Annotated in this window: 25 protein-coding genes and 1 pseudogene; 16 read left to right on the top strand and 10 right to left on the bottom strand. The window is 61.2% G+C overall.

What is annotated here, in order from left to right; translation table 11 throughout:
- Positions 1 to 49: 49 nt before the first annotated feature.
- A complete protein-coding gene (locus OSC50_RS25395) occupies positions 50 to 700 on the bottom strand; it encodes a DUF1120 domain-containing protein (protein ID WP_253509786.1) in 651 nt (216 codons plus the stop codon).
- Positions 701 to 943: 243 nt separating this feature from the next.
- On the opposite strand from OSC50_RS25395, the gene OSC50_RS25390 reads away from it, so the two are divergent.
- Positions 944 to 2,509, top strand: coding sequence for a phospholipase D family protein (locus tag OSC50_RS25390; protein WP_181076576.1), 1,566 nt, complete (start codon positions 944 to 946; stop codon positions 2,507 to 2,509).
- Here OSC50_RS25390 and OSC50_RS25385 read toward each other — a convergent pair.
- Both OSC50_RS25385 and OSC50_RS25380 read right to left on the bottom strand, forming a co-directional pair.
- Positions 2,506 to 3,651 carry an MFS transporter gene (locus OSC50_RS25385; RefSeq protein WP_181076281.1) on the bottom strand — a complete coding sequence of 382 codons (1,146 nt, stop codon included), beginning with the start codon at positions 3,649 to 3,651 and terminating at the stop codon, positions 2,506 to 2,508. The two genes, OSC50_RS25390 and OSC50_RS25385, sit on opposite strands and share 4 nt — an antisense overlap.
- Positions 3,652 to 3,799: 148 nt before the next feature.
- A complete protein-coding gene (locus tag OSC50_RS25380) occupies positions 3,800 to 5,293 on the bottom strand; it encodes an aldehyde dehydrogenase (RefSeq protein WP_253509787.1) in 1,494 nt (497 codons plus the stop codon).
- A gap of 230 nt (positions 5,294 to 5,523) precedes the next feature.
- Between OSC50_RS25380 and OSC50_RS25375 the strand changes: the two genes are divergently transcribed.
- Positions 5,524 to 5,886, top strand: coding sequence for a cupin domain-containing protein (locus OSC50_RS25375; RefSeq protein WP_253509788.1), 363 nt, complete (start codon positions 5,524 to 5,526; stop codon positions 5,884 to 5,886).
- A gap of 71 nt (positions 5,887 to 5,957) precedes the next feature.
- On the opposite strand, the gene rpmG is transcribed toward OSC50_RS25375, so the two are convergent.
- Together rpmG and rpmB are read right to left on the bottom strand one after the other, a co-directional pair.
- Positions 5,958 to 6,113 (bottom strand): 50S ribosomal protein L33, encoded by a 156-nt coding sequence (gene rpmG, locus OSC50_RS25370; RefSeq protein ID WP_003176906.1) that lies wholly within the window; start codon positions 6,111 to 6,113, stop codon positions 5,958 to 5,960.
- An 11-nt stretch (positions 6,114 to 6,124) separates the two neighbouring features.
- Positions 6,125 to 6,358 carry a 50S ribosomal protein L28 gene (gene rpmB, locus OSC50_RS25365; protein ID WP_181076277.1) on the bottom strand — a complete coding sequence of 78 codons (234 nt, stop codon included), beginning with the start codon at positions 6,356 to 6,358 and terminating at the stop codon, positions 6,125 to 6,127.
- 458 nt (positions 6,359 to 6,816) lie between these two features.
- Between rpmB and OSC50_RS25360 the strand changes: the two genes are divergently transcribed.
- Entirely contained in the window at positions 6,817 to 8,409 is a 1,593-nt protein-coding gene (locus OSC50_RS25360; RefSeq protein ID WP_181076275.1) for an ABC transporter substrate-binding protein, read from the top strand.
- 28 nt (positions 8,410 to 8,437) lie between these two features.
- On the opposite strand, the gene radC is transcribed toward OSC50_RS25360, so the two are convergent.
- Positions 8,438 to 9,112, bottom strand: a complete 675-nt coding sequence (gene radC, locus OSC50_RS25355; protein WP_181076273.1) for a RadC family protein — start codon at positions 9,110 to 9,112, stop codon at positions 8,438 to 8,440.
- A 143-nt stretch (positions 9,113 to 9,255) separates the two neighbouring features.
- On the opposite strand from radC, the gene coaBC reads away from it, so the two are divergent.
- The 5 genes and pseudogenes from coaBC (at position 9,256) to argB (ending at position 13,514) form a co-directional block, all read left to right on the top strand.
- Positions 9,256 to 10,464: a bifunctional phosphopantothenoylcysteine decarboxylase/phosphopantothenate--cysteine ligase CoaBC gene (gene coaBC / locus OSC50_RS25350; RefSeq protein WP_266245059.1), complete on the top strand. Its 1,209-nt coding sequence runs from the start codon at positions 9,256 to 9,258 to the stop codon at positions 10,462 to 10,464.
- A gap of 5 nt (positions 10,465 to 10,469) precedes the next feature.
- Positions 10,470 to 10,925 carry a dUTP diphosphatase gene (gene dut, locus OSC50_RS25345; RefSeq protein WP_181076270.1) on the top strand — a complete coding sequence of 152 codons (456 nt, stop codon included), beginning with the start codon at positions 10,470 to 10,472 and terminating at the stop codon, positions 10,923 to 10,925.
- 68 nt (positions 10,926 to 10,993) lie between these two features.
- Positions 10,994 to 11,152, top strand: a complete 159-nt coding sequence (locus OSC50_RS25340; RefSeq protein ID WP_253509789.1) for a hypothetical protein — start codon at positions 10,994 to 10,996, stop codon at positions 11,150 to 11,152.
- A gap of 16 nt (positions 11,153 to 11,168) precedes the next feature.
- A pseudogene (locus OSC50_RS25335) lies at positions 11,169 to 12,590 on the top strand (phosphomannomutase/phosphoglucomutase); the annotation flags it as partial.
- Positions 12,591 to 12,608: 18 nt separating this feature from the next.
- Positions 12,609 to 13,514, top strand: coding sequence for an acetylglutamate kinase (gene argB / locus OSC50_RS25330; RefSeq protein WP_003176913.1), 906 nt, complete (start codon positions 12,609 to 12,611; stop codon positions 13,512 to 13,514).
- Positions 13,515 to 13,576: 62 nt separating this feature from the next.
- Here argB and pyrE read toward each other — a convergent pair whose 3' ends face one another.
- Positions 13,577 to 14,224: an orotate phosphoribosyltransferase gene (gene pyrE, locus OSC50_RS25325; RefSeq protein ID WP_266245062.1), complete on the bottom strand. Its 648-nt coding sequence runs from the start codon at positions 14,222 to 14,224 to the stop codon at positions 13,577 to 13,579.
- A gap of 82 nt (positions 14,225 to 14,306) precedes the next feature.
- On the opposite strand from pyrE, the gene crc reads away from it, so the two are divergent.
- Positions 14,307 to 15,086 (top strand): catabolite repression control protein Crc, encoded by a 780-nt coding sequence (crc, locus tag OSC50_RS25320; protein WP_003195493.1) that lies wholly within the window; start codon positions 14,307 to 14,309, stop codon positions 15,084 to 15,086.
- Between the two features lie 58 nt (positions 15,087 to 15,144).
- Here the strand turns inward: crc and OSC50_RS25315 are convergent, their stop codons facing one another.
- Both OSC50_RS25315 and rph read right to left on the bottom strand, forming a co-directional pair.
- Positions 15,145 to 15,513, bottom strand: coding sequence for a DUF4870 domain-containing protein (locus OSC50_RS25315; protein WP_181076266.1), 369 nt, complete (start codon positions 15,511 to 15,513; stop codon positions 15,145 to 15,147).
- Positions 15,514 to 15,535: 22 nt separating this feature from the next.
- Complete coding sequence (gene rph / locus OSC50_RS25310) at positions 15,536 to 16,258, bottom strand: ribonuclease PH (RefSeq protein WP_034101482.1); 723 nt, start codon at positions 16,256 to 16,258, stop codon at positions 15,536 to 15,538.
- Between the two features lie 214 nt (positions 16,259 to 16,472).
- Here rph and OSC50_RS25305 point away from each other — a divergent pair, with 214 nt between their 5' ends.
- From OSC50_RS25305 to OSC50_RS25280, 6 genes are all read left to right on the top strand, one after another.
- Positions 16,473 to 17,336, top strand: a complete 864-nt coding sequence (locus tag OSC50_RS25305; RefSeq protein ID WP_181076264.1) for a YicC/YloC family endoribonuclease — start codon at positions 16,473 to 16,475, stop codon at positions 17,334 to 17,336.
- Between the two features lie 10 nt (positions 17,337 to 17,346).
- A complete protein-coding gene (gmk, locus tag OSC50_RS25300) occupies positions 17,347 to 17,967 on the top strand; it encodes a guanylate kinase (protein ID WP_181076262.1) in 621 nt (206 codons plus the stop codon).
- A gap of 167 nt (positions 17,968 to 18,134) precedes the next feature.
- Positions 18,135 to 18,398: a DNA-directed RNA polymerase subunit omega gene (gene rpoZ, locus OSC50_RS25295; protein ID WP_003176920.1), complete on the top strand. Its 264-nt coding sequence runs from the start codon at positions 18,135 to 18,137 to the stop codon at positions 18,396 to 18,398.
- Between the two features lie 60 nt (positions 18,399 to 18,458).
- Positions 18,459 to 20,564 carry a bifunctional GTP diphosphokinase/guanosine-3',5'-bis pyrophosphate 3'-pyrophosphohydrolase gene (spoT, locus tag OSC50_RS25290; RefSeq protein WP_181076261.1) on the top strand — a complete coding sequence of 702 codons (2,106 nt, stop codon included), beginning with the start codon at positions 18,459 to 18,461 and terminating at the stop codon, positions 20,562 to 20,564.
- 40 nt (positions 20,565 to 20,604) lie between these two features.
- A complete protein-coding gene (locus OSC50_RS25285; protein ID WP_003176922.1) occupies positions 20,605 to 20,985 on the top strand; it encodes a RidA family protein in 381 nt (126 codons plus the stop codon).
- Between the two features lie 56 nt (positions 20,986 to 21,041).
- Positions 21,042 to 21,785, top strand: coding sequence for a hypothetical protein (locus OSC50_RS25280; RefSeq protein WP_253509791.1), 744 nt, complete (start codon positions 21,042 to 21,044; stop codon positions 21,783 to 21,785).
- Between the two features lie 64 nt (positions 21,786 to 21,849).
- Here OSC50_RS25280 and OSC50_RS25275 read toward each other — a convergent pair whose 3' ends face one another.
- Positions 21,850 to 22,701, bottom strand: a complete 852-nt coding sequence (locus tag OSC50_RS25275) for an SDR family oxidoreductase (RefSeq protein WP_181076257.1) — start codon at positions 22,699 to 22,701, stop codon at positions 21,850 to 21,852.
- 191 nt (positions 22,702 to 22,892) lie between these two features.
- On the opposite strand from OSC50_RS25275, the gene exbB reads away from it, so the two are divergent.
- Positions 22,893 to 23,852, top strand: coding sequence for a tonB-system energizer ExbB (gene exbB / locus OSC50_RS25270; protein WP_253509792.1), 960 nt, complete (start codon positions 22,893 to 22,895; stop codon positions 23,850 to 23,852).
- Positions 23,853 to 23,855: the final 3 nt, after the last annotated feature.

The raw sequence follows: 23,855 nt of genomic DNA, 5'->3' as shown, positions 1-23,855 counted from the left end.
TATTCAGGCCGAACGGGTCAGCGCCCCGTCATGCCTGGCGCGCACTGCCTCAGAGGTAGAAAACGTTGAACGTGACGGACCCGGAGAGCTCGTACGAATCAGTGGTCTCCGGCAGCGCCGACGCACGGCGAATCGCTGGCAGCACCTGCATCGGAAATGCGTGCAAACGGGCTGCAACCGGGCCCGAGGCCGCACTCTCACCCCAGGAGTAGGACGTCGGCGAATTGGATACCAGGCCGCTGGTCGGCACGCGCCATACCGGGTTTTCCGGCGTACGCACCAGGAACGTCTGGGCCGTGCCGTCGGTGGTGGGCTGCCCCACCGACAGACCAAACCCGCCGATCGGCACGCCCTGGACACTGCCCAGGCCGTAATACAGGCCCACGCTCGGGTTGTTTTTGAAGAGCATGCCGGGGGCCTTGGTTTCCGCGCGGTTATCCACGACGGCAATTTCCACCGGCGCCGGGGCGTCGCAGGCAATGATCAGGTTGATATCGCGCGGCGGCAGATCGGTCTGGCGCTCCTGGTTCAAACGGGAAGCTTCGACCTGGCCCAGGTTCACATGGGAGCCGCCCGCAAAGGACGGTACGCAGGAGGTGGGCACGACCGTACCGCTGACGGTCAGGTCGACACTGGCGGCATTGGCCGCAAGCGGCGCCATCGCGATGATGAGGGCGGTCAAGATAGGTTGTTTTTTCATGTTGGTTTTTTCTTGATTGGATTAGTCGGACGCGCCGCACCCCGTAGGCACAGATGCGCCGCGGGGCATCGGCGACGTCGAAATAATCCGGGCAGCGCCCCGCGCTGATCTGTAGGGAATGTCTCCAAATCAAAGGCAGGTGTGCTGCCTGGCCAGCCTGCGCGTTCCAATCAACGCCCATGACATTTCGCAAAGCGTGTTGTCCAACGCCGCGCCCCCTCAGCGAGACACATCCCCTTGAGATTGCGACCTGCCCAGCTGTTCACATTGGTACTCGCCCTGGCCTTGGCTGGCTGCGCAACGGTGCATGCCCCGCGCATCCCCAGCGACGCCCTGCCCGCGACGGCGTCTTCGTTCGGCCGTTCGATCCAGGCCCAGGCCGCGCCTTACCAGGGCCGTTCGGGTTTTCGCCTGCTGCCCAACAGCAGCGAAGCGTTCATGGCCCGCGCCGAACTGATCCGCAACGCCCAGACCAGCCTCGACCTGCAGTACTACATCGTGCACGACGGCATCAGCACTCGCATGCTGGTGGACGAGCTGCTCAAGGCCGCCGACCGTGGCGTGCGCGTACGCATCCTGCTGGACGACACCACCAGCGACGGCCTCGACCAGATCATCGCCACCCTCGCCGCCCACCCCAAGATCGAGATTCGCCTGTTCAACCCGCTGCATCTGGGACGGAGCACGGGGGCCACGCGGGCCATGGGGCGCCTGTTCAACCTGTCGCTGCAACACCGACGCATGCACAACAAATTGTGGCTGGCGGACAACAGCGTGGCGATTGTCGGCGGGCGCAATCTGGGCGATGAGTATTTCGACGCCGAGCCCAATCTGAATTTCACCGACATCGACATGCTCAGCGTGGGGCCGGTGGCCGAGCAACTGGGGCACAGCTTCGATCAGTACTGGAACAGCGCCCTGAGCAAGCCCATCGACGACTTCGTTTCCAACCCGCCGTCAAAAGGCGACCTGGCCGTCGCACGCGTGCGCCTGGAGGCGTCGCTCGCCGAATCACGCCAGCAGAACCACGCGCTGTACAACCGCTTGCGCACCTACAAGACTCAGCCACGCATGGACATCTGGCGCCGCGAACTGATCTGGGCCTGGAACCAGGCGCTGTGGGACGCACCGAGCAAGGTGCTGGCCAAGGCGGACCCGGACCCGCAACTGCTGCTGACCACCCAACTGGCGCCGGAGCTGGAACGAGTCAACCGCGAACTGGTGATGATCTCAGCGTATTTTGTGCCAGGCCAGCCCGGCCTGGTGTACCTGACTGGACGCGCCGACGCCGGGGTTTCGGTGCGCCTGTTGACCAACTCCCTGGAAGCCACCGACGTGCCGGCCGTACACGGCGGCTACGCGCCCTACCGCAAAGCGTTGCTCGAACACGGCGTAAAGCTGTACGAATTGCGCCGTCAACCCGGCGACCCCAGCGCCGGCAGCGGACCGCACCTGTTCCGGCGCGGCACGTTCCGCGGTTCGGATTCGAGCCTGCACAGCAAGGCGATGATCTTTGATCGCGAAAAATCGTTTATCGGCTCGTTCAACTTCGACCCACGGTCGGTGCTGTGGAACACCGAAGTCGGCGTGCTGGTGGACAGCCCCGAACTGGCCGAGCACGTGCGTAACCTGGCGCTGCAGGGCATGGCGCCAGCACTCAGTTATGAGGCGAAACTGCAAGACGGCCAGGTGGTGTGGGTAACCGAGGATAACGGCCAACTGCACACCCTGACGCGCGAGCCAGGCAGTTGGTGGCGGCGTTTCAACGCATGGTTCGCCACCTCAGTGGGCCTGGAGCGCATGCTTTAAGAACACGGTTGTGTGGCGCCGAAAGCGCCTTGGCGCAGTAACAGCAGCACCAGCCCCACTGCCCCGGCCGCCATCAGCAACGGCAGCGCGTGTCCGCTGATCCACTGGCTGCCGGCGCCGGCCACCAGCGGCCCAATCAGACACCCGATACCCCACAGCTGCGCGATATGGGCATTGGCCCGCACCAGCGCATCATCGCGATAGCGCTCGCCGATCAGAATCAACGACAGCGTGAACAATCCGCCGGCACTGGCGCCGAACAGCACCCACACCGGCCAGATCAACAGCGTGTGCATCAACGCAGGAATTGCCAGGCTCGACACCAGTAACAGCAGCGCACAGCCCAGAAACAATGTTCGGCGCGGCAGGTAATCGGCCAGCGCGCCGATGGGCAACTGCAGCAGCGCATCGCCAACGACAACGGCGCTGACCATCGCCAGGGCAGTTTCAGCGGTGAACCCCTGCTGCAGGCAATACACCGGCAGCAGCGTCAGGATCATTGCTTCGAACGCAGCAAACAGCGCCACCGCCCACGCAATCGCCGGCAGGCTGCGGCAAAAACGCCACAGGTCGACAAAGGTGACGCTGAACGCTTCGGCCGTGGGCGCGCCGGAGCGCCCCAGCAACAGCAGCGGCGCAACCATCAGAAGCCCCACGCCGACCCAAAAGCCGTAGTCATGCCCGGTGCCGATCACGCCCAGTAACAAAGGCCCCGACAACTGGCTCAACGCATAGCTGCAGCCGTACAACGCCACCAGCCGTCCACGCCACTGCTCGACCACCAATTGATTGATCCAGCTTTCGCCGAGGACAAACACGATGGTCAGGATCACGCCGATCATCAAGCGCAGCACCAGCCACACCGGGTAACTGGGCAGGATCGCCAGCAACCCGATGGACACCGCACCGGCCCACAGGCACAGGCGCATCAGGTTGGCGGTGCCCAGCCACGCCGCCAGGCGACTGGAGAGTTTGGCGCCGAGCAGTACACCAAATGCTGGCATCGCCGCCATTACGCCAATGGCGAAGCTGCCATAGCCCCAGCCTTCCAGGCGCAAGGACACCAGCGGCATGCTGACGCCCAGCGCCAGGCCCACGCTGAGTACCGAAGCCAGGACGGCAAAGTAAGTCGCCCAACGCATTGCCACGCTCCTGTGGATATCTACGGGTTCGTACAAAACAGTGTGGGAGCGGGCTTGCTCGCGAATGCGCTGTATCAGACGCGACAACGGCGACTGTCATACCGCATTCGCGGGCAAGCCCGCTCCCACATTTGGCCTGCAGGGGTGCTTAGAGCTTGATCCAGGTGGCCTTCAGCTCGGTGTACTTATCGAACGCATGCAGCGACTTGTCGCGACCGTTACCCGATTGCTTAAAGCCACCGAACGGCGCGGTCATGTCGCCGCCGTCGTACTGGTTGACCCACACGCTACCCGCGCGCAGCGCCTTGGCGGTCAGGTGCGCCTTGGAGATGTCCGCAGTCCACACCGCCGCGGCCAGGCCGTATTGGGTGTCGTTGGCGATCTTGATCGCTTCGTCGGCGTTGTCGAAGGTGATCACCGACAGCACTGGACCGAAGATTTCTTCCTGGGCGATTCTCATCGCATTGGTCACACCGTCGAAAATCGTCGGCTCGACGTAGGTACCGCCGGTCTCTTCCAGGGTGCGCTTGCCGCCCGCCACCAGCTTGGCGCCGTCGGCGTGGCCCGCCTCGATGTAGGACAGCACCGTGTTCATCTGCTGGGTGTCCACCAGGGCACCGACGTTGGTCGCCGGGTCCAGCGGGTTGCCGGGCTTCCAGCCTTTGAGGGCCTCGATCACCAGGGGCAGGAAGGTGTCCTTGATCGAACGCTCCACCAGCAGGCGCGAGCCGGCGGTGCACACTTCACCCTGGTTGAAGGCGATGGCACTGGCGGCCGACTCGGCGGCGGCCTGCAGATCCGGAGCGTCGGCAAACACGATGTTCGGGCTCTTGCCGCCCGCTTCCAGCCATACGCGCTTCATGTTCGATTCGCCGGAACGAATCAACAGTTGCTTGGCAATCTTGGTGGAGCCCGTGAACACCAGCGTGTCGACATCCATGTGCAACGCCAAGGCGTTACCCACAGTGTGACCGTAGCCTGGCAGAACGTTGAACACGCCTTTCGGGATACCGGCTTCAACGGCCAGGGCCGCGATGCGGATGGCGGTCAGCGGAGATTTTTCGGACGGTTTGAGGATCACCGAGTTACCGGTGGACAGCGCCGGACCGAGTTTCCAGCAGGCCATCATCAACGGGAAGTTCCACGGCACGATGGCGCCCACCACGCCGACCGGCTCACGGGTCACCAGACCCAGCTGGTCATGAGGCGTGGCCGCCACTTCGTCGTAAATCTTGTCGATGGCTTCCCCGCTCCAGCTCAAGGCGTTGGCGGCACCGGGCACGTCGATGTCCAGGGAATCGCTGATGGGCTTGCCCATGTCCAGGGTTTCGAGCAGCGCCAGCTCTTCGGCGTTGGCTTTGAGCAACGCGGCGAAACGGATCATGGTGGCTTTGCGTTTAGCCGGTGCCAGGCGCGACCACACACCGGAATTGAAGGTGGCGCGGGCGTTTTCCACGGCGCGCTGGGCATCGTCGGCGTCACAGCTGGCAACGGTGGTCAGCAGGCGGCCGTCCACCGGGCTGATGCACTCGAAGGTACTGCCGGAAACGGCGGTGGTGTACTCGCCATTGATATAGGCGCGGCCTTCGATCTTCAGATCCTTGGCGCGTTGTTCCCAGTCGGCACGGGTCAGGGTGGTCATGCGAGTGTCCTCCTCTTATTGAATACGAGGGCCAGGTGATGTCGCCCGGCAGCCTCAAAGAATTCTTGCCCGCCAGCCAACTGCTCGGCTCAAAGGCAGCTGCCACCCTAAACCAGCGGCCAGGGATGTTTCAATATATTTGACATAACGGCGGCAAACGCCCTTGCGATGTTCATTTTAATAAACATAGACTTTGGGCTCTCCAACCGCAGGCCAGACGGGACACGCATATGAGCATCCAGGACATCGTCGACTTCAGCCAGGCCAACACCGCCCCAGACCGCTACCGCCCTGCCGCAGAAAAAATCCTCAAGGGCGATCCCGAGCAGACCGTCTACAACCATTACAACAGCCCCTGCGGCCAGATGAATGCGGGCGTCTGGGAAGGTGAAGTGGGGCAATGGGCGGTTAATTACACCGAACATGAGTACTGCGAAATCGTGCAGGGTGTGTCGGTGCTGCGCGATGGCGAAGGCAACGCCAAGACCTTGCGCGCCGGTGACCGTTTCGTGATCCCCGCCGGATTCAGCGGAACCTGGGAAGTGCTCGAACCTTGCCGCAAGATCTATGTGGTATTCGAACAGAAAGCCTGATCAGTAAATCGGACGCAAAAAAAAGCCCGTATCGTGAGATACGGGCTTTTTTTCACAAGGAAGCAAATCAATTACTTGATTTTGCCTTCTTTGTAGATCACGTGCTTGCGAACGCGCGGGTCGAACATTTTCTTTTCGAGCTTGTCCGGGGTAGTACGCTTGTTCTTGTCGGTAGTGTAGAAGTGACCAGTACCGGCGCTAGAGATCATTCGAATCAATTCACGCATGATATAGCTCCTTAAACCTTGCCAGCGCGGCGGATGTCGGCCAGCACGGCAGTGATGCCACGCTTGTCGATGATACGCATGCCTTTGGCGGATACGCGCAGACGCACGAAACGTTTCTCTTCTTCAACCCAGAAGCGGTGATGCTGCAGGTTCGGCAGGAAACGACGACGGGTTTTGTTATTTGCGTGGGAAATGTTATTCCCAGTCACCGGACCCTTACCGGTAACTTGACAGACTCTCGACATGCCTCAGCCCTCTAAAACCACATGCCCAACCCGGCATGGGTTGGCCGCTTAATCTCTCAGTCATTTGGCGCCAGGCGCCGCGTTTCTTTAGGGTCTTACCGGCTACACCTACAAGCGAAGGAACCGGGCCCCTAGAAAAGAGCGCTGCTTTATACCAGAAAGACCCAGGCGCAACAACAGCCCGTGTATTTTTCCCAGCTTAATTCAACGCCACTGGCGCCCGAACCGCTGCCAGGAGGGGCCGCCCTTACCGCTGACCGCTCGTCGCACAGAATCAGTTTATGCCCTCATGCACGGTGCCGAGCGCACGGCGAAACGAACCGAGGCGCCATCAAAACAGCATTTGCCGCAAAAGCACAGGCAAAAATGGGCTAGTCATTTATCAATCAGACCTCTACGGTAGGACTTTTCCAGACTGCACTCGCAGATGGGCCTACGATCTGCAAAGGAAACCGAATATGCGCCTCGCAGCCCTGCCGCTCTTGCTTGCCCCTCTCTTTATTGCGCCGCTGGCCTCTGCCGCCAGTAATCTGAGCGTCTGCACCGAGGCCAGCCCCGAAGGGTTCGATGTGGTGCAGTACAACTCGCTGACCACCACCAACGCCTCGGCCGACGTGCTGATGAACCGTCTGGTCGACTACGACGCCGCCAGCGGCAAGCTCGTGCCAAGCCTGGCCGACAGCTGGGAAGTCTCGCCCGACGGCCTGACCTATACCTTCAAGCTGCATCCCGATGTGAAATTCCACCGCACCGAGTATTTCACACCGAGCCGGACGCTGACGGCCGAAGACGTACGCTTCAGCTTCGAGCGCATGCTCGACCCGGCCAACCCTTGGCATAAGATCGCCCAGAGCGGTTTCCCCCATGCCCAATCGCTTCAATTGCCCGCTCTGGTCAAGAAGATCGATGCTCTGGACCCACTCACCGTGCGCTTCACCTTGGACCACGCCGACTCCACGTTCCTTGCGGCCTTGAGCATGGGCTTCGCCTCGATCTACCCGGCGGAGTACGCCGACAAACTGCTCAAGGCCGGAACGCCGGAAAAGCTCAATAGCCACCCTGTCGGCACCGGCCCGTTCGTTTTCGTGCGGTTTCAGAAAGACGCCGTAGTGCGCTACAAAGCCAACCCGGATTATTTCGCCGGCAAACCGGCTGTGGATAACTTGATCTTCGCGATCACTCCGGACGCCAATGTGCGACTGCAGAAGTTGCACCGCGACGAATGCCAGATCGCCCTGTCGCCCAAGCCTCTGGATGTGGCGCAAGCCGAAAAGGATGCCGCCCTCAAAATCGAGAAAACCGCCGCGTTCATGACCGCCTTTGTGGCCATCAACAGCCAGCATCCACCGCTGGACAAACCCGAAGTGCGCCAGGCCATCAACCTGGCATTCGACAAGGGCAGTTACCTCAAAGCCGTGTTCGAAGGCACCGCCGAAGCCGCCAACGGGCCTTACCCGCCGAACACCTGGAGTTTTGCCAAGGAGTTGCCGGGCTATCCACAAGACCTCGCCAAAGCCAAGACGTTGCTGGACCGCGCCGGCCTCAAGGATGGCTTCAAAACCACGATCTGGACGCGCCCTACCGGCAGTCTGCTGAACCCAAACCCCAACCTGGGCGCGCAATTGCTGCAGGCCGATCTGGCCAAGGTCGGCATCCAGGCCGAGATCCGTGTCATCGAATGGGGCGAGTTGATCCGCCGCGCCAAGGCCGGCGAGCACGACCTGCTGTTCATGGGCTGGGCCGGCGACAACGGCGATCCGGACAATTTCCTGACCCCGCAGTTTTCCTGCGCAGCGGTGAAGTCCGGCACCAACTTCGCACGCTATTGCGACCCGACCCTGGACAAGCTGATCAATGCTGGCAAGACCACCAGCGAACAAGGCGTGCGCAGCAAGCTGTATCAACAGGCCCAGGCCCAGATCCAGCAACAGGCGCTCTGGTTGCCGCTGGCGCACCCCACCGCCTTCGCCCTGACGCGCAAAGGCGTCGAGGGGTATCAGGTCAGCCCGTTCGGGCGCCAGGACTTCTCCAAGGTCAGCGTCAAGCCTTGAGCCTGTGCCCCGCCCTTACCGGGCGGGGTCACATCCATCCATACTCGGCCATCGACAGCGGGTCGCCATCCCCGACGATGATGTGGTCCAGCACCCGCACATCCACGACTTCCAGAGCCTTTTGCAGCAGCTTGGTCAATTTTCGATCAGCCGCGCTGGGTTCAAGGCTGCCGGAAGGATGGTTGTGACACAGGATCAGCGCCGCCGCGTTATAGGCCAAGGCGCGCTTGACCACTTGCCGTGGATAAACCACCGCCGCATCGATGGTGCCTTCGGACAGCGCCTCGAAACCCAGCACCCGATGCCGCGAGTCGAGGAACAGGCAACCGAATATCTCGTGGGGCTCATGCCGTAACAGCGCCTTGAGGTAGTCGCGCACCGCTACCGGACTTTCCAGCACCGAGTCATGGCGCAGCCGTTCGGCCATGTGCCGCCGGGACATTTCCAGCACGGCCTGCAGTTGCGCATACTTCGCCGGCCCCAGCCCCAATTGCTGGTTGAACAGCGCCTGGCTGGCCTCGAGCAACGGGCGCAGGCCGCCGAACTGCGCCAACAAATGGCGCGCAAGGTCCACAGCGCTGCGCCCCGCCACCCCCGTGCGCAGAAAAATCGCCAGCAGTTCGGCGTCCGACAGACTCGCTGCGCCCCATTCCAAAAGTTTCTCCCGTGGTCGCTCTGCCGCCGGCCAATCGCGAATACTCATCCCACCTCCCTGTGCATGTGCGCCGCTGTTGCGTGGCGGTCGCTGTGTTATCGTAGGCCCTCTTTTTTGCCTGCGATTTCACCTGGGGAGGGGGCATCGCAGGCGTCACTGAACTGGCTTCACTGAACTGGAAAGGCAAACCAATGCAGCGTCTGTATCGGAAACGCATCGTTCTCGGCGTCGGCGGCGGCATTGCCGCTTACAAGAGCGCAGAGTTGGTTCGCAGGCTTCTCGACCAAGGCGCCGAAGTGCGCGTGGTCATGACCCGCGGCGGCAGTGAGTTCATCACCCCGCTGACCATGCAGGCCCTGTCCGGCCACCCGGTTCACCTGGACCTGCTCGACCCCGCCGCCGAAGCCGCCATGGGCCATATCGAGCTGGCCAAATGGGCCGACCTGGTGTTGATCGCCCCGGCCACCGCCGACCTGATCGCGCGCCTGGCCCAAGGTATCGCCGACGATCTGCTCACCACTCTGGTACTGGCCACCGACGCCACCGTTGCCATCGCTCCGGCCATGAACCAGGCAATGTGGCGCGACCCGGCAACCCAGGCCAACACTCAACTCCTGCAAAGCCGTGGCCTGAAGGTGTTCGGCCCGGCCTCCGGCAGCCAGGCCTGCGGTGACGTGGGCATGGGCCGCATGCTCGAAGCCACCGACTTGGCCCTGTGTGCCGCCGAGTGTTTCCAACACCTGGCCCTCACCGGTAAGCACGTGCTGATTACCGCAGGCCCGACCCAGGAAAACATCGACCCGGTGCGCTACATCACCAACCATAGCTCAGGGAAAATGGGGTTTGCCCTGGCCGAAGCAGCGGTTGAGGCAGGCGCACGTGTCACGCTCATCACTGGCCCGGTGCATTTGCCGACGCCGGATCGCGTGACGCGCATTGATGTGGTCAGCGCCCGCGACATGCTGGCGGCCTGCGAAGCGGCCATTCCATGTGACCTGTTCATCGCCTCGGCAGCGGTTGCGGACTACCGTCCAGAAGTCGTCGCCCCGCAAAAACTCAAGAAAGACCCTACCAGCGGCGATGGCCTGCTCCTGCAAATGGTGCGCAACCCGGACATTCTGGCCACCATCGCCACACGCCCGGACCGCCCGTTCAGTGTCGGCTTTGCCGCCGAGACCGAAAACCTGCTGGACTATGCCGCGCGCAAGCTGAAAGACAAAAACCTCGACTTGATCGTTGCCAATGATGTCGCCAACCCGAGCATCGGCTTCAACAGCGAGGAAAACGCTTGCAGCGTGATCGACCGCGAGCTGCACGCCACCCTTTTCGCCCAGACCAGCAAGGGCAAGATTGCCCGCCAACTGATCTCTTTTATCGCCCAACGGCTGAACCAGGTTTAATTTCCATGCACGCTTTGCAAGCCAAGATCCTCGACCCCCGCCTCGGTACCGACTTCCCATTGCCGGCCTACGCCACACCAGGCTCCGCCGGCCTGGACCTGCGCGCCATGCTCAAGCAAGACACCGTGCTTGAACCGGGCCAGACCCTGCTGATCCCCACCGGCCTGTCGATCTACGTGGGCGATCCGGGCCTGGCGGCACTGATCCTGCCGCGTTCCGGCCTGGGCCATAAGCACGGCATCGTGCTGGGCAACCTGGTGGGCCTGATCGATTCGGACTATCAGGGCGAGCTGATGGTGTCGTGCTGGAACCGTGGGCAAACCGCCTTCAACATCGCCGTCGGCGAGCGCATTGCCCAACTGGTGCTGGTGCCGGTGGTGCAGGCGCACTTCGAACTGGTAGAGGAATTCGACGAAACCCAACGCGGTGCGGGCGGTTTTGGGCATTCCGGCAGCCACTGACTAAGCTGAATCGGGCCGGACACTGACGTCCGGCTTAACGCCCCTGGCAAGGTCATTCAGGACGAAGAATGCGTGAAGTTAAATGGCAATATTTCTCCATTAAAATCAAAGCATTATGCGGATACGGCAACGATGGGCGAGCGGCGATGGCATTTTTGCACCACGAACTCTCTGCCGAAAACGCCGTCATACCCTTCAGCTTGAGCCTGCCGGCCACCCCAAATTAGGCCAGCCTTGCCCCCCCTTCAGATGGAGTTTCCCCCCGCGATGAGTACCGCAGCCCGTGTAGCCCCGACGTTCCCAGACAGCATTTTTCGCGCCTACGATATTCGCGGCGTCGTACCCAAAACCCTGACCGCCGAAACCGCTTACTGGATTGGCCGCGCCATCGGTGCCCAAAGTCTGGCCCAAGGCGAGCCCAATGTCTGCGTCGGCCGCGATGGGCGCTTGTCCGGTCCGGAGCTGGTGGAGCAACTCATCCAGGGCTTGGCCGACAGCGGCTGCCATGTCAGCGATGTGGGCCTGGTGCCGACACCGGCGCTGTACTACGCGGCAAACGTCCTGGCCGGCAAGTCCGGCGTAATGCTCACTGGCAGCCACAACCCGTCGGACTACAACGGCTTCAAGATTGTCATTGCCGGCGACACCCTGGCCAATGAACAGATCCAGGCCCTGCACACACGCCTTAAAACCAATGACCTGACCAGCGGTCAGGGCAGCATCACCAAGGTCGACATCCTGCAGCGCTACTCCGATGAAATCACCGGCGACGTCAAACTGGAGCGCCGCCTGAAGGTGGTGGTGGACTGCGGCAACGGCGCGGCCGGTGTGATCGCCCCGCAATTGCTCGAAGCCCTGAACTGCGAGGTCGTCCCGCTGTTCTGCGACGTGGACGGCAACTTCCCCAATCACCACCCGGACCCGGGCAAACCTGAAAACCTGGTGGACCTGATCGCCAAGGTCAAGGAAACCGGCGCTGACGTCGGCCTGGCCTTCGACGGCGATGGCGATCGTGTGGGCGTGGTGACCAACACCGGCGTAAACGTGTTCGCCGACCGCCTGCTGATGCTGTTCGCCCGCGACGTGGTCAAGCGCAACCCCAACGCCGAGATCATCTTCGACGTGAAGTGCACCCGCCGTCTTACGCCGCTGATCAAGGAATATGGCGGTCGCCCGCTCATGTGGAAGACCGGTCACTCGTTGATCAAAAAGAAAATGAAGGAAACCGGCGCCCTGCTCGCCGGCGAAATGAGCGGCCACGTGTTCTTCAAGGAACGCTGGTTCGGCTTTGACGACGGCATTTACAGCGCCGCGCGCCTGCTGGAAATCCTCAGCAAGGAAAAATCCACCGCCGAAGAGCTGTTTCAGACCTTCCCGAACGATATTTCCACGCCAGAGATCAATATCCATGTGACCGAGGAGAGCAAATTCAGCATCATTGACGCTCTGCACGATGCGCAATGGGGTGAAGGCGCCAACCTGACGTCCATTGATGGTGTGCGAGTCGATTACGCCAAAGGCTGGGGCCTGGTTCGCGCCTCCAACACCACACCGGTGCTGGTGCTGCGTTTCGAGGCGGATACCGAGGCTGAGTTGCAGCGCATCAAGGACGTGTTCCACGCCCAGTTGAAACGTGTTGCCCCTGATCTCCAATTACCGTTCTGATTTTTACCGGAGCCCTGAATGACCCTCGAACGCGAAGCCGCTGCCAACACCGCCAAGGTCCTGTCCGAAGCGTTGCCTTACATTCGACGCTACGTCGGCAAGACGCTGGTAATCAAGTATGGCGGCAATGCCATGGAAAGCGACGAGCTCAAAACCGGCTTCGCCCGCGACATCGTGCTGATGAAGGCGGTGGGCATCAACCCGGTGGTCGTGCATGGCGGCGGCCCGCAAATCGGCGACCTGCTCAAGCGGTTGTCGATCGAGAGTCACTTTATCGATGGCATGCGCGTCACTGACGCGCAGACCATGGACGTCGTGGAGATGGTCCTCGGCGGCCAGGTAAACAAAGACATCGTTAACCTGATCAACCGTCACGGCGGCAGCGCCATCGGCCTGACCGGCAAGGACGCGGAGCTGATCCGCGCGAAAAAACTGACAGTGACCCGCCAGACGCCGGAAATGACTCAGCCGGAAATCATCGACATCGGCCAGGTGGGCGAAGTGATCGGCATCAATACCGATCTGCTGAACCTGCTGGTCAAAGGCGACTTCATCCCGGTGATCGCGCCAATCGGCGTAGGTGCCAACGGTGAGTCCTACAACATCAACGCCGACCTGGTGGCCGGCAAGGTGGCCGAGGCCCTGAAGGCTGAAAAGCTGATGCTGCTGACCAACATCGCCGGCCTGATGGACAAGCAAGGCAAGGTGTTGACCGGCCTGACCACCCAGCAAGTGGACGACTTGATCGCCGACGGCACCATCTACGGCGGCATGCTGCCCAAGATCCGTTGTGCACTGGAGGCCGTGCAGGGCGGGGTTGGCAGCTCGCTGATCCTGGATGGCCGGGTGCCGAATGCGATCCTGCTGGAAATTTTCACCGATACCGGTGTGGGCACGCTGATCAGTAATCGCAAGCGTCCTTAAACCGCTGACAACGAAAAGCCCCGCTCAACCTGATTGAGCGGGGCTTTTTTATGGTTCGGCGATTACTGGACGCCGAACTGCTCGCGGTATGCACGAACAGCAGGCAAGTGCTGCTTAAGCTGCGGATCATCTTCCAGGAACTGCAACACCTGGTTCAGCGACACGATGCTTACCACTGGAATGCCGAAATCGCGCTCCACTTCCTGGATCGCCGACAATTCACCGTTGCCGCGCTCCTGGCGGTTCAGTGCGATCAGCACACCGGCGGCCTTGGCGCCTTCCTGGGACGCGATGATCTGCATCACTTCACGGATCGCCGTGCCGGCAGTGATCACGTCGTCGATGATCAGCACATCACCGGTCAGTGGCGCGCCTACCAGGCTGCCGCCCTCGCCATGGGCCTTGGCTTCCTTGCGGTTGAAGCACCACGGCAAATCGCGCCCATGATGCTCGGCCAGGGCCACGGCCGTAGCGGCAGCCAAAGGGATGCCTTTGTAGGCAGGGCCAAACAGCACGTCGAAGGCAATACCGCTTTCAACGATGGCCGCCGCGTAGAAACGACCCAGCTGCGCCAGGGCGGAACCGGAGTTGAACAAGCCGGCATTGAAGAAGTACGGGCTGGTGCGCCCGGACTTGAGGGTGAACTCACCGAAGCGCAAAACCCCGCGATCGATGGCAAAACGAATGAAATCGCGTTGATACGCCTGCATGAAAAAAGCCTCAGATACCACGGATTTAGCTAATTAGGTAGACGGCGTGTATCATACACGCACGCGATTTTTGGGGCCATTTATGCGGATCATCAGTGTGAACGTTAATGGTATTCAGGCTGCAGTCGAGCGTGGTTTGCTCAGTTGGCTGCAAGCCCAGAATGCCGACGTCATCTGCCTGCAGGATACCCGCGCCTCCGCCTTTGAACTGGACGACCCAGCCTTCCAATTGGATGGCTACTTCCTTTATGCCTGCGATGCCGAAGTGCCCACTCAAGGTGGCGTGGCTTTGTACTCGCGGTTGCAACCCAAGGCGGTCATCAGCGGCCTCGGCTTCGAGACAGCCGACCGCTACGGGCGCTACCTGCAAGCCGATTTCGACAAGGTCAGCATCGCGACCTTGCTGCTTCCATCAGGGCAGAACGGCGATGAAGACTTGAACCAGAAATTCAAGCTAATGGACGATTTCGCCCGTTACCTGGATAAGCAGCGGCGCAAACGTCGCGAGTACATTTATTGTGGCTCGCTGTACGTGGCGCAACAGAAGCTGGATATCAAGAATTGGCGCGACAGCCAGCAATCTCCAGGCTTCCTGGCGCCGGAACGGGCCTGGATGGACGAGATTGTCGGCAACATGGGTTATGTCGATGCCCTGCGCGAAGTCAGCCGTGAAGGCGACCAGTACAGCTGGTGGCCGGACAACGAACAGGCCGAAATGCTCAACCTGGGCTGGCGTTTCGACTACCAGCTGCTGACCCCAGGCCTGCGCCGGTTCGTTCGCAGCGCGCGCTTGCCGCGCCAGCCGCGTTTCTCGCAGCATGCGCCGTTGATCGTGGACTACGACTGGACACTGACCATCTAAGGTCTTTTTCCAGGCACAAAAAAACCGACATCACTGTCGGTTTTTTTGTGGGCGGTCATTATTTAACCAGACGCCAGGTCAGCGGATAGCGATAAGCGATGCCGTTGTTGGCCTTGATGCCACCGATGATGGTCAGCACCACCGTGGCAATCGCCAGGGCCATCATCAGGAAAAACCCAATCACGGCGAACGCGAGCACGATGCAGACCAACCAGGCGATAGCCACGGTGATCTGAAAGTTCAAGGCTTCCTTCCCCTGATCGTCGATGAACGGGTCCACTTCCTTCTTCATCTGCCACAGGATCAGCGGCCCCACGACACTGCCGAAAGGGAACACAAACCCGAGGAACGCCGCGAGGTGGCACAACATTGCACTCTGCCGAACCTCGTAGGAAGGCGTAGGTACCGGCATTTGGCTGTCATTCATGGCGCTTCTCCTTGAGGCGGCTTCAGTCGGCCAGGGCGGCGTTCTGCAGTTCGAAAATTTCGCTCATGCCTTTCTGGGCCAAGGCCAGCATGGCGTTCAGGTCGGCCGGCTGGAATGGCGCGCCTTCAGCGGTGCCCTGCACTTCGATGAAACCACCGGTGCTGGTCATCACCACGTTGAGGTCGGTTTCGGCGGCAGAGTCTTCCAGGTAATCCAGGTCCAGCACAGGCTCGCCCTGGTACATGCCAACCGACACCGCGGCAATCATCTGTTTGAGTGGATCGCCGGCCTTGAGGCCGCCACGCTTCTTGATCACTTTCAGGGCGTCGACCAGGGCCACCATGGCGCCGGTAATGGACGCGGTGCGAGTACCGCCGTCGGCCTGGATTACGTCGCAATCGACATACAGGGTCACGTCGCCCAGCTTGGACATATCCAGGGCGGCGCGCAGGGAGCGACCGATCAGGCGCTGGATTTCCAAGGTACGACCGCCCTGCTTGCCTCGGCTGGCCTCACGCTGGTTACGCTCGCCGGTGGCGCGCGGCAACATGCCGTATTCGGCGGTCAACCAGCCCTGGCCCTGGCCCTTGAGGAAACGCGGCACGCCATTTTCGACGCTGACGGTGCAGATGACCTTGGTATCGCCAAACTCGACCAGTACGGATCCCTCGGCGTGTTTGGTGTAGTTGCGGGTGATGCGGATCGAGCGGAGCTGATCGGCAACGCGACCACTTGGACGTTTCATAGGGGATACCTGTACTGAGGACGAAAACTGCCGGGCATTATAGAGCCGCGAACCGCTTCGGGGCACTTCTAAAAATTCAGTTACGAATGCTCGGCCCGTCGCCCTTTGTTTGGGCGCATTCGTCCCACTGCGCTACAATCCTGCGCCTTCGCAGCCTGCCTGCTTCATTTACCCATCAGCCCGTGATCGCGGGACTGCAACGCGAGGTACCCGCATGGTGCACAGCATGACCGCCTTCGCCCGCGTCGAAAAAGCCGGCGTCCAGGGCACCCTGAGCTGGGAATTGCGCTCGGTCAACAGCCGCTACCTGGAGCCGCACCTGCGCCTGCCGGAGTCGTTCCGCGACCTCGAAGGCGCCGTGCGCGAAGCGCTGCGCCAGGGCATTTCCCGCGGCAAGCTGGAATGCACCCTGCGCTTTACCGAAGAAACTGCCGGCAAACCGCTGCAGGTCGACCGCGACCGCGCGGCACAACTGGTCGCCGCCGCCGAAACCATTGCCGGCCTGATCCAGCGGCCGGCCCCGCTCAACCCTCTGGAAGTGCTGGCCTGGCCCGGTGTATTGGTGGCCGACGCTGCCGACCCGCAGGCCCTCAATGCCGAGGCCCTCGCCCTGTTCAACCTGGGCTTGAAGGAGCTCAAGGCCGGTCGTGAGCGTGAAGGTGCCGAGCTGGCGCGCCTGATCAACGAGCGCCTGACCTCGATCGAAGAGGATGTGCTGATCCTGCGCGACCTGGTGCCACAGATGCTCGCCACACAGCGCCAGAAGGTGCTCGACCGTTTCGCCGACATGAAGGCTGACCTCGATCCGATGCGCCTTGAGCAGGAAATGGTGCTGCTGGCACAGAAAAGCGACGTTGCCGAAGAGCTCGACCGTCTGAGTACCCACATCCTGGAAGTGCGCCGCGTACTCAAGTCCGGCGGTGCCGCTGGTCGGCGCCTGGACTTCCTGATGCAGGAACTCAACCGCGAAGCCAATACACTGGGCTCCAAAGCCTTCGATCCGCGCAGCACACAGGCGGCGGTCAACCTCAAAGTGTTGATCGAGCAGATGCGCGAACAAGTACAGAATATTGAGTAAGGCAACCTCCATGACCCATAGCACCGGCACCCTTTACATCATTTCCGCCCCTTCGGGCGCGGGCAAGAGCAGTCTGGTCAAGGCCCTGACCGACACCAACGATCAAATCCGCATCTCGGTTTCCCACACCACTCGTGCCATGCGCCCGGGTGAAGTGAATGGCGTGCACTATCACTTCGTCGAGCGCACCGAGTTCGTGAAGATGATCGAACACGGTGACTTCCTGGAGCGCGCCGAAGTGTTCGGCAACCTCTATGGCACCTCGCAAAGCCACCTGCAGCAGACCCTGGACGAAGGCCACGACCTGATTCTGGAAATCGACTGGCAGGGCGCCGAGCAGGTGCGCAAATTGATGCCCAACGCGCGCTCGATCTTTATCCTGCCGCCCTCGTTGGAAGCCTTGCACCAGCGCCTGACCAATCGCGGCCAGGACAGCGACGAGATCATCGACGGCCGTATGCGTGAGGCGGTCAGCGAAATGAGCCACTACGTCGACTACGATTACCTGATCATCAACGACGATTTTTCCCACGCGCTGGATGACTTGAAGGCGATTTTCCGTGCCAATCAGCTCCAGCAGAAGCGGCAACAGCAGCGTTTTGGCAAATTACTGGCCGAATTGCTCGGCTGATTGACGCTTCCCAAAACCCCTGCAAGGGCTTTACATTGGCGCTTGCAGCGGTTTGGCGAGCTTCCGCGAAAAATCAGCGCTTCCCTAAACGCTGGTGATTTTTTAAACTGCTCAGTCCGCTCGCCCAACCGGGCAGCGCGCATCTTGCATTCGCTCCGAGGAATACCATGGCCCGCGTAACCGTTGAAGACTGCCTAGAACACGTGGATAACCGCTTTGAGCTGGTCATGCTCTCTACCAAGCGTGCCCGTCAACTGGCCACTGGCGGCAAAGAGCCCCTGGTCCAGTGGGAAAACGACAAGCCGACCGTTGTCGCCCTGCGTGAAATCGCCGAAGGCCTGATGAGCTACGAGTTCATCGCCAATGCCGAAATCGTTGAAGACGAACCGCTGTTCGCAGCGTTCGAGGACGAGTCCAACGAGGCCGTCTAAGCCTATGCCTGGTCGACGTAGCACGGCGCGGGGTCACAGCCATCGGCAGGAGTTCACACTTTGCCGAGCATAGACGCCCTCGCCGATCGCTTATCGGCCTACCTCGGCCCAGACCAGGTCAATCTGGTCCGCCGAGCGTATTTCTACGCCGAACAAGCCCACGACGGCCAACGCCGTCGCAGCGGCGAGGCGTATGTCACCCATCCTCTTGCGGTGGCCAATATTCTTGCGGACATGCACATGGACCATCAGAGCCTGATGGCCGCGATGCTGCATGACGTGATCGAAGACACCGGTATCGCCAAGGAAGCGCTCAGCTCCCAGTTCGGCGAAACCGTGGCCGAACTGGTCGACGGGGTCAGCAAACTGACCCAGATGAACTTCGAGACCAAGGCCGAAGCCCAGGCGGAAAACTTCCAGAAGATGGCCATGGCCATGGCCCGCGATATCCGCGTGATCCTGGTCAAGCTGGCCGACCGGCTGCACAACATGCGCACGCTGGAAGTGCTGTCCGGCGAAAAACGCCGGCGCATCGCCAAGGAAACCCTGGAAATCTACGCCCCCATCGCTAACCGGCTGGGCATGCACGCCATTCGCATCGAGTTCGAAGACCTCGGCTTCAAGGCGATGCACCCGATGCGTTCGGCGCGCATCTACCAGGCGGTCAAGCGCGCCCGGGGCAACCGCAAGGAAATCGTCAACAAGATCGAAGAGTCATTGAGCCATTGCCTGGCGATTGACGAGATCGAAGGCGAGGTCAGTGGCCGACAGAAGCACATCTACGGCATCTATAAGAAGATGCGCGGCAAACGTCGGGCCTTTAACGAAATCATGGACGTGTATGCGTTCCGGATCATCGTCGACAAGGTGGACACCTGCTACCGCGTACTCGGCGCTGTACATAATTTGTACAAGCCCCTGCCCGGCCGCTTCAAGGACTACATCGCCATTCCCAAAGCCAACGGCTATCAGTCGCTGCATACCACGCTGTTCGGGATGCATGGCGTGCCGATCGAGATCCAGATCCGCACTCGGGAAATGGAAGAGATGGCCAACAACGGCATCGCCGCCCATTGGCTGTACAAATCCAGTGGCGACGAACAGCCCAAGGGCACCCACGCCCGTGCTCGCCAGTGGGTCAAAGGCGTGCTGGAAATGCAGCAACGCGCGGGCAACTCCCTCGAATTTATCGAAAGCGTGAAAATCGACCTGTTCCCGGACGAGGTCTACGTGTTCACGCCCAAAGGCCGGATCATGGAGCTGCCCAAGGGCTCCACAGCGGTCGATTTCGCCTACGCGGTGCACACCGATGTGGGCAATAGCTGCATAGCCTGTCGGATCAACCGGCGCCTGGCCCCGCTGTCGGAGCCGCTGCAAAGCGGCTCCACCGTAGAGATCGTCAGCGCACCGGGCGCCCGCCCGAATCCGGCATGGCTCAATTTCGTGGTCACCGGCAAAGCCCGCACACACATTCGCCATGCTCTCAAACTGCAGCGCCGTTCCGAGTCCATCAGCCTGGGCGAACGCCTGCTGAACAAGGTGCTCAACGGCTTCGACAGCGCCCTGGACAAAATTCCTCAGGAGCGCGTGCAGGCGATGCTTCACGAATATCGCCAGGAAACCATCGAAGACCTGCTCGAAGACATCGGCCTGGGCAACCGCATGGCCTATGTGGTCGCCCGCCGCCTGCTGGGCGAAGGCGAACAACTGCCAAGCCCGGAAGGCCCACTGGCGATTCGCGGCACCGAGGGCCTGGTGCTCAGCTACGCCAAATGCTGCACACCGATCCCGGGCGATCCGATCGTCGGCCACTTGTCCGCCGGCAAAGGCATGGTGGTGCACCTGGACAACTGCCGCAACATCTCCGAAATCCGCCACAACCCGGAAAAATGCATCCAGCTCTCGTGGGCCAAGGATGTCACCGGCGAGTTCAATGTCGAGCTGCGCGTAGAGCTGGAACACCAGCGCGGCCTGATCGCTCTGCTGGCCAGCAGCGTCAATGCGGCCGACGGCAACATCGAGAAGATCAGCATGGACGAACGCGATGGTCGCATCAGCGTGGTCCAACTGGTGGTCAGCGTGCACGATCGCGTGCACCTGGCCCGCGTGATCAAGAAGCTGCGCGCCTTGACGGGAGTCATCCGCATCACCCGCATGCGTGCCTAGTGCGTCATACCCCGCCACTGCCTATTACAAGGAGTCATTCATGACCAAGACTGTTATCACCAGCGACAAAGCCCCGGCCGCCATCGGTACTTACTCCCAGGCAATCAAGGCAGGCAACACCGTCTACATGTCCGGCCAGATCCCACTGGACCCAAAGACCATGGAACTGGTGGAAGGCTTCGAAGCCCAGACCGTGCAAGTCTTCGAAAACCTCAAGTCCGTGGCCGAGGCCGCCGGCGGTTCGTTCAAGGACATCGTCAAGCTGAACATCTTTCTCACCGACCTGAGCCACTTCGCCAAGGTCAACGAGATCATGGGCAAGTACTTCGAACAGCCTTACCCAGCCCGCGCCGCCATCGGCGTGGCAGCTCTGCCAAAGGGCGCGCAGGTTGAGATGGACGCGATTCTGGTCATCGAGTAAAACACCCGGCGCAGCCCCCACAGGCTGCGCCGACTTCGTTTTAAAAGGATTTCATCATGCGCAAAGCGCTTGTAGCCTCTTCATTGCTCGCCCTGTTGCTCGGCGGCTGCGCCAGCAACCCCGCCGATCAGGATGTAAGCGGTACCTGGATCAACCAGGCCGCCATCGATGCGGCAGCCAAGGGCGGCCCTTTGCGTGAAGCGCTGCAAAGCTTCGGCCCGAATCTGGAATGGGAGGTCAATACCAAGGCCTCCCAAGCGCGCTACTACAACGGTTTTGAAGTGGCGGAAGGCAAACTGCTTACGGAACAATCCGGCGCCTGGAGCGTGGGCTTCTACGGCAGCTCCGCCACCGAACTCAAGCGCAAAGGCAAGCAACTGCTGCAGGTGGCCAACGATAACGAGCCCGAGCAATTGTTCGCTCGCGCCAAGGACCCCGCCCCGGAAGGCGCGCCACTGGGCGCCAACTTCGAACGGGCGTTGTACGCCGCCTACCTGGGCGGCGACTGGAAGATCACCGACGGCTTCGGCAACGGCGCCATCGTGCAGTTCCAGGCCGATGGCAAGGTTGTCGGCCTGCCCAGGGTCGATCGGTATTCACTGTGCCTGGCCGGCGATTGCGCTTCCATGAGCGGCGGCTATGACAGCATCTGGCTGCAACTCAATGGTCAGGGCAACCCCTGGATTTTCATGCGCAAAGACAAGCAGTTGGAGATTTTCCAGGCGGTCAATACGGCGCAGGCGGACGAAGTACCTTCGTTTACGCCGGGCCCTCGCCAATGGCTGCTGGAAAAACAATAACCGCCCTGAATGAAAGTGAATGTGGGAGAGGGCAAACCCCTTCCCACCATTTTCAGACCGTGTTTCAGCCCTTGAGGATCGCCGCGTAGCCTTCCCGATACGTCGGGTATGTCGGCGTCCATCCCAAGGCCTTGATGCGCGCATTACTGCATTGCTTGCTCCCCGCACGCCGCACGCTCGCCTCGTCGGACCACTGCGTCACGCCCAGGTAATCGCGCAACCAGGCCACCACCTCGGCCAGCGGCGCCGGCGCGTCGTCCACACCGATGTAGACCTTATCCAGCGAACCGCCCTGCTCCACATGGCGCAGCAGGAATGCGAGCAAGCCCGCCGCATCATCCGCGTGGATCCGGTTGCCATATAAGGGCGGATCGACCGCCACCCGGTAACCCTTGCGCACCTGGGTCAGCAACCATTCGCGGCCAGGGCCATAAATACCGGTCAACCGCACGATGCTGGCCGCAATGCCGCTGTTCAAGGCGACCTGCTCGGCTTCGAGCATGATCTGACCGGAGTAGCCTTTGGCCTGAGTTTCAGACGTTTCGTCGACCCACTCGCCGTTCTGCTGCCCATACACACTGCTGCTGGACACAAACAGTAGATGTTTGGGTTGCTGGCCGTAATCGCCGAGCCACTCCAGCACATGCTGCAACCCCTGCACGTACGCCGCGCGATAGCCGGCTTCATCGTGATCGGTCGCGGCAGCGCAATACACCAGGTAATCCACTGCGCCGATCGGCCAGGTGTCCGGGCAGTCCTTTTTGAACAGGTCGCCGGCAATGCCGATCACTCCGTCGGGCAAGCGCGAAATGTCACGCCGCAGACCATGCACCTCCCATTCCGAGGCGAGCAATTGGCTGGCTAACCGACTCCCCACATCGCCACATCCGACAATCACAACAGAAGGCGCGGACATCATAAAACTCCGTATCGAAAGGTCTAGGTTAGCGCTGCCGGTTGACCGACGGCCAGAAAAACGGCAAATAAAGTTACTGTATTACTTCTGTTAACAAGAATTACTTGCAATAATGACCGCCCATTTGTCCTCGACCCCTGCTCAGGGTCTGGCAGGACAATCACTCATTCTTTCTCTCAGGTCCGGCCAGCATGACACGTAATACAACCCCCGCTTCGCCAACCAAGCCTCACAGTCCTTCCCGCGCCTGGCGCGCGATTGCTGCGGTGCTGTTCAGCGTTCTGCTGGCACCGACCGCCGCATTCGCCGACGCCACCGCGCCAGCCACGCCCACTGCCGCCGAGCAGAGCGCCGCTGCACCGGTTGCCGCGCCGGCCGCCACCGATCCGGCCGCAGCGGCCGCGGACGACACCGGCGTAGTGCTGGAAGAAAACAACACCCTGGGCATGGCCCATGACCTGTCGCCATGGGGCATGTACCAGAACGCAGACGTGGTAGTGAAGGCCGTGATGATCGGCCTGGCCATTGCCTCGATCATCACCTGGACCATCTGGATTGCCAAAGGCTTCGAGCTGCTGGGCGCCAAGCGTCGTCTGCGCACTGAAATCGTCCATCTGAAAAAGGCCGCCACCCTCAAGGAAGCCAGCGAAAGCGCCACCAAGAAAGGCACCCTGGCCAATACCCTGGTGCACGATGCGCTGGAAGAGATGCGCCTGTCGGCCAACACCCGCGAAAAAGAAGGCATCAAGGAGCGCGTAGCGTTCCGCCTGGAGCGCCTGGTGGCCGCCTGCGGTCGCAACATGAGCAGCGGCACCGGCGTGCTGGCGACCATCGGTTCAACTGCGCCGTTCGTCGGTCTGTTCGGCACCGTGTGGGGCATCATGAACAGCTTCATCGGCATCGCCAAAACCCAGACCACCAACCTCGCCGTCGTTGCCCCCGGCATCGCCGAAGCCTTGCTGGCAACCGCCCTCGGGTTGGTCGCCGCGATTCCTGCGGTGGTGATTTACAACGTCTTCGCCCGTTCGATTGCCGGCTACAAGGCTCAGGTATCGGACGCGTCGGCGGAGGTTCTGCTGCTGGTCAGCCGCGACCTCGATCACCTGCCTACCGAGCGCAGCTCGCAACCGCACATGGTGAAAGTGGGGTAATCG

The organism is Pseudomonas quebecensis, from assembly GCF_026410085.1.
Taxonomy (GTDB): Bacteria; Pseudomonadota; Gammaproteobacteria; order Pseudomonadales; family Pseudomonadaceae; genus Aquipseudomonas; species Aquipseudomonas quebecensis.
The sequence above is the reverse complement of the archived record's forward strand: the minus strand, read 5'-3'. Positions and strand labels throughout refer to the sequence as shown.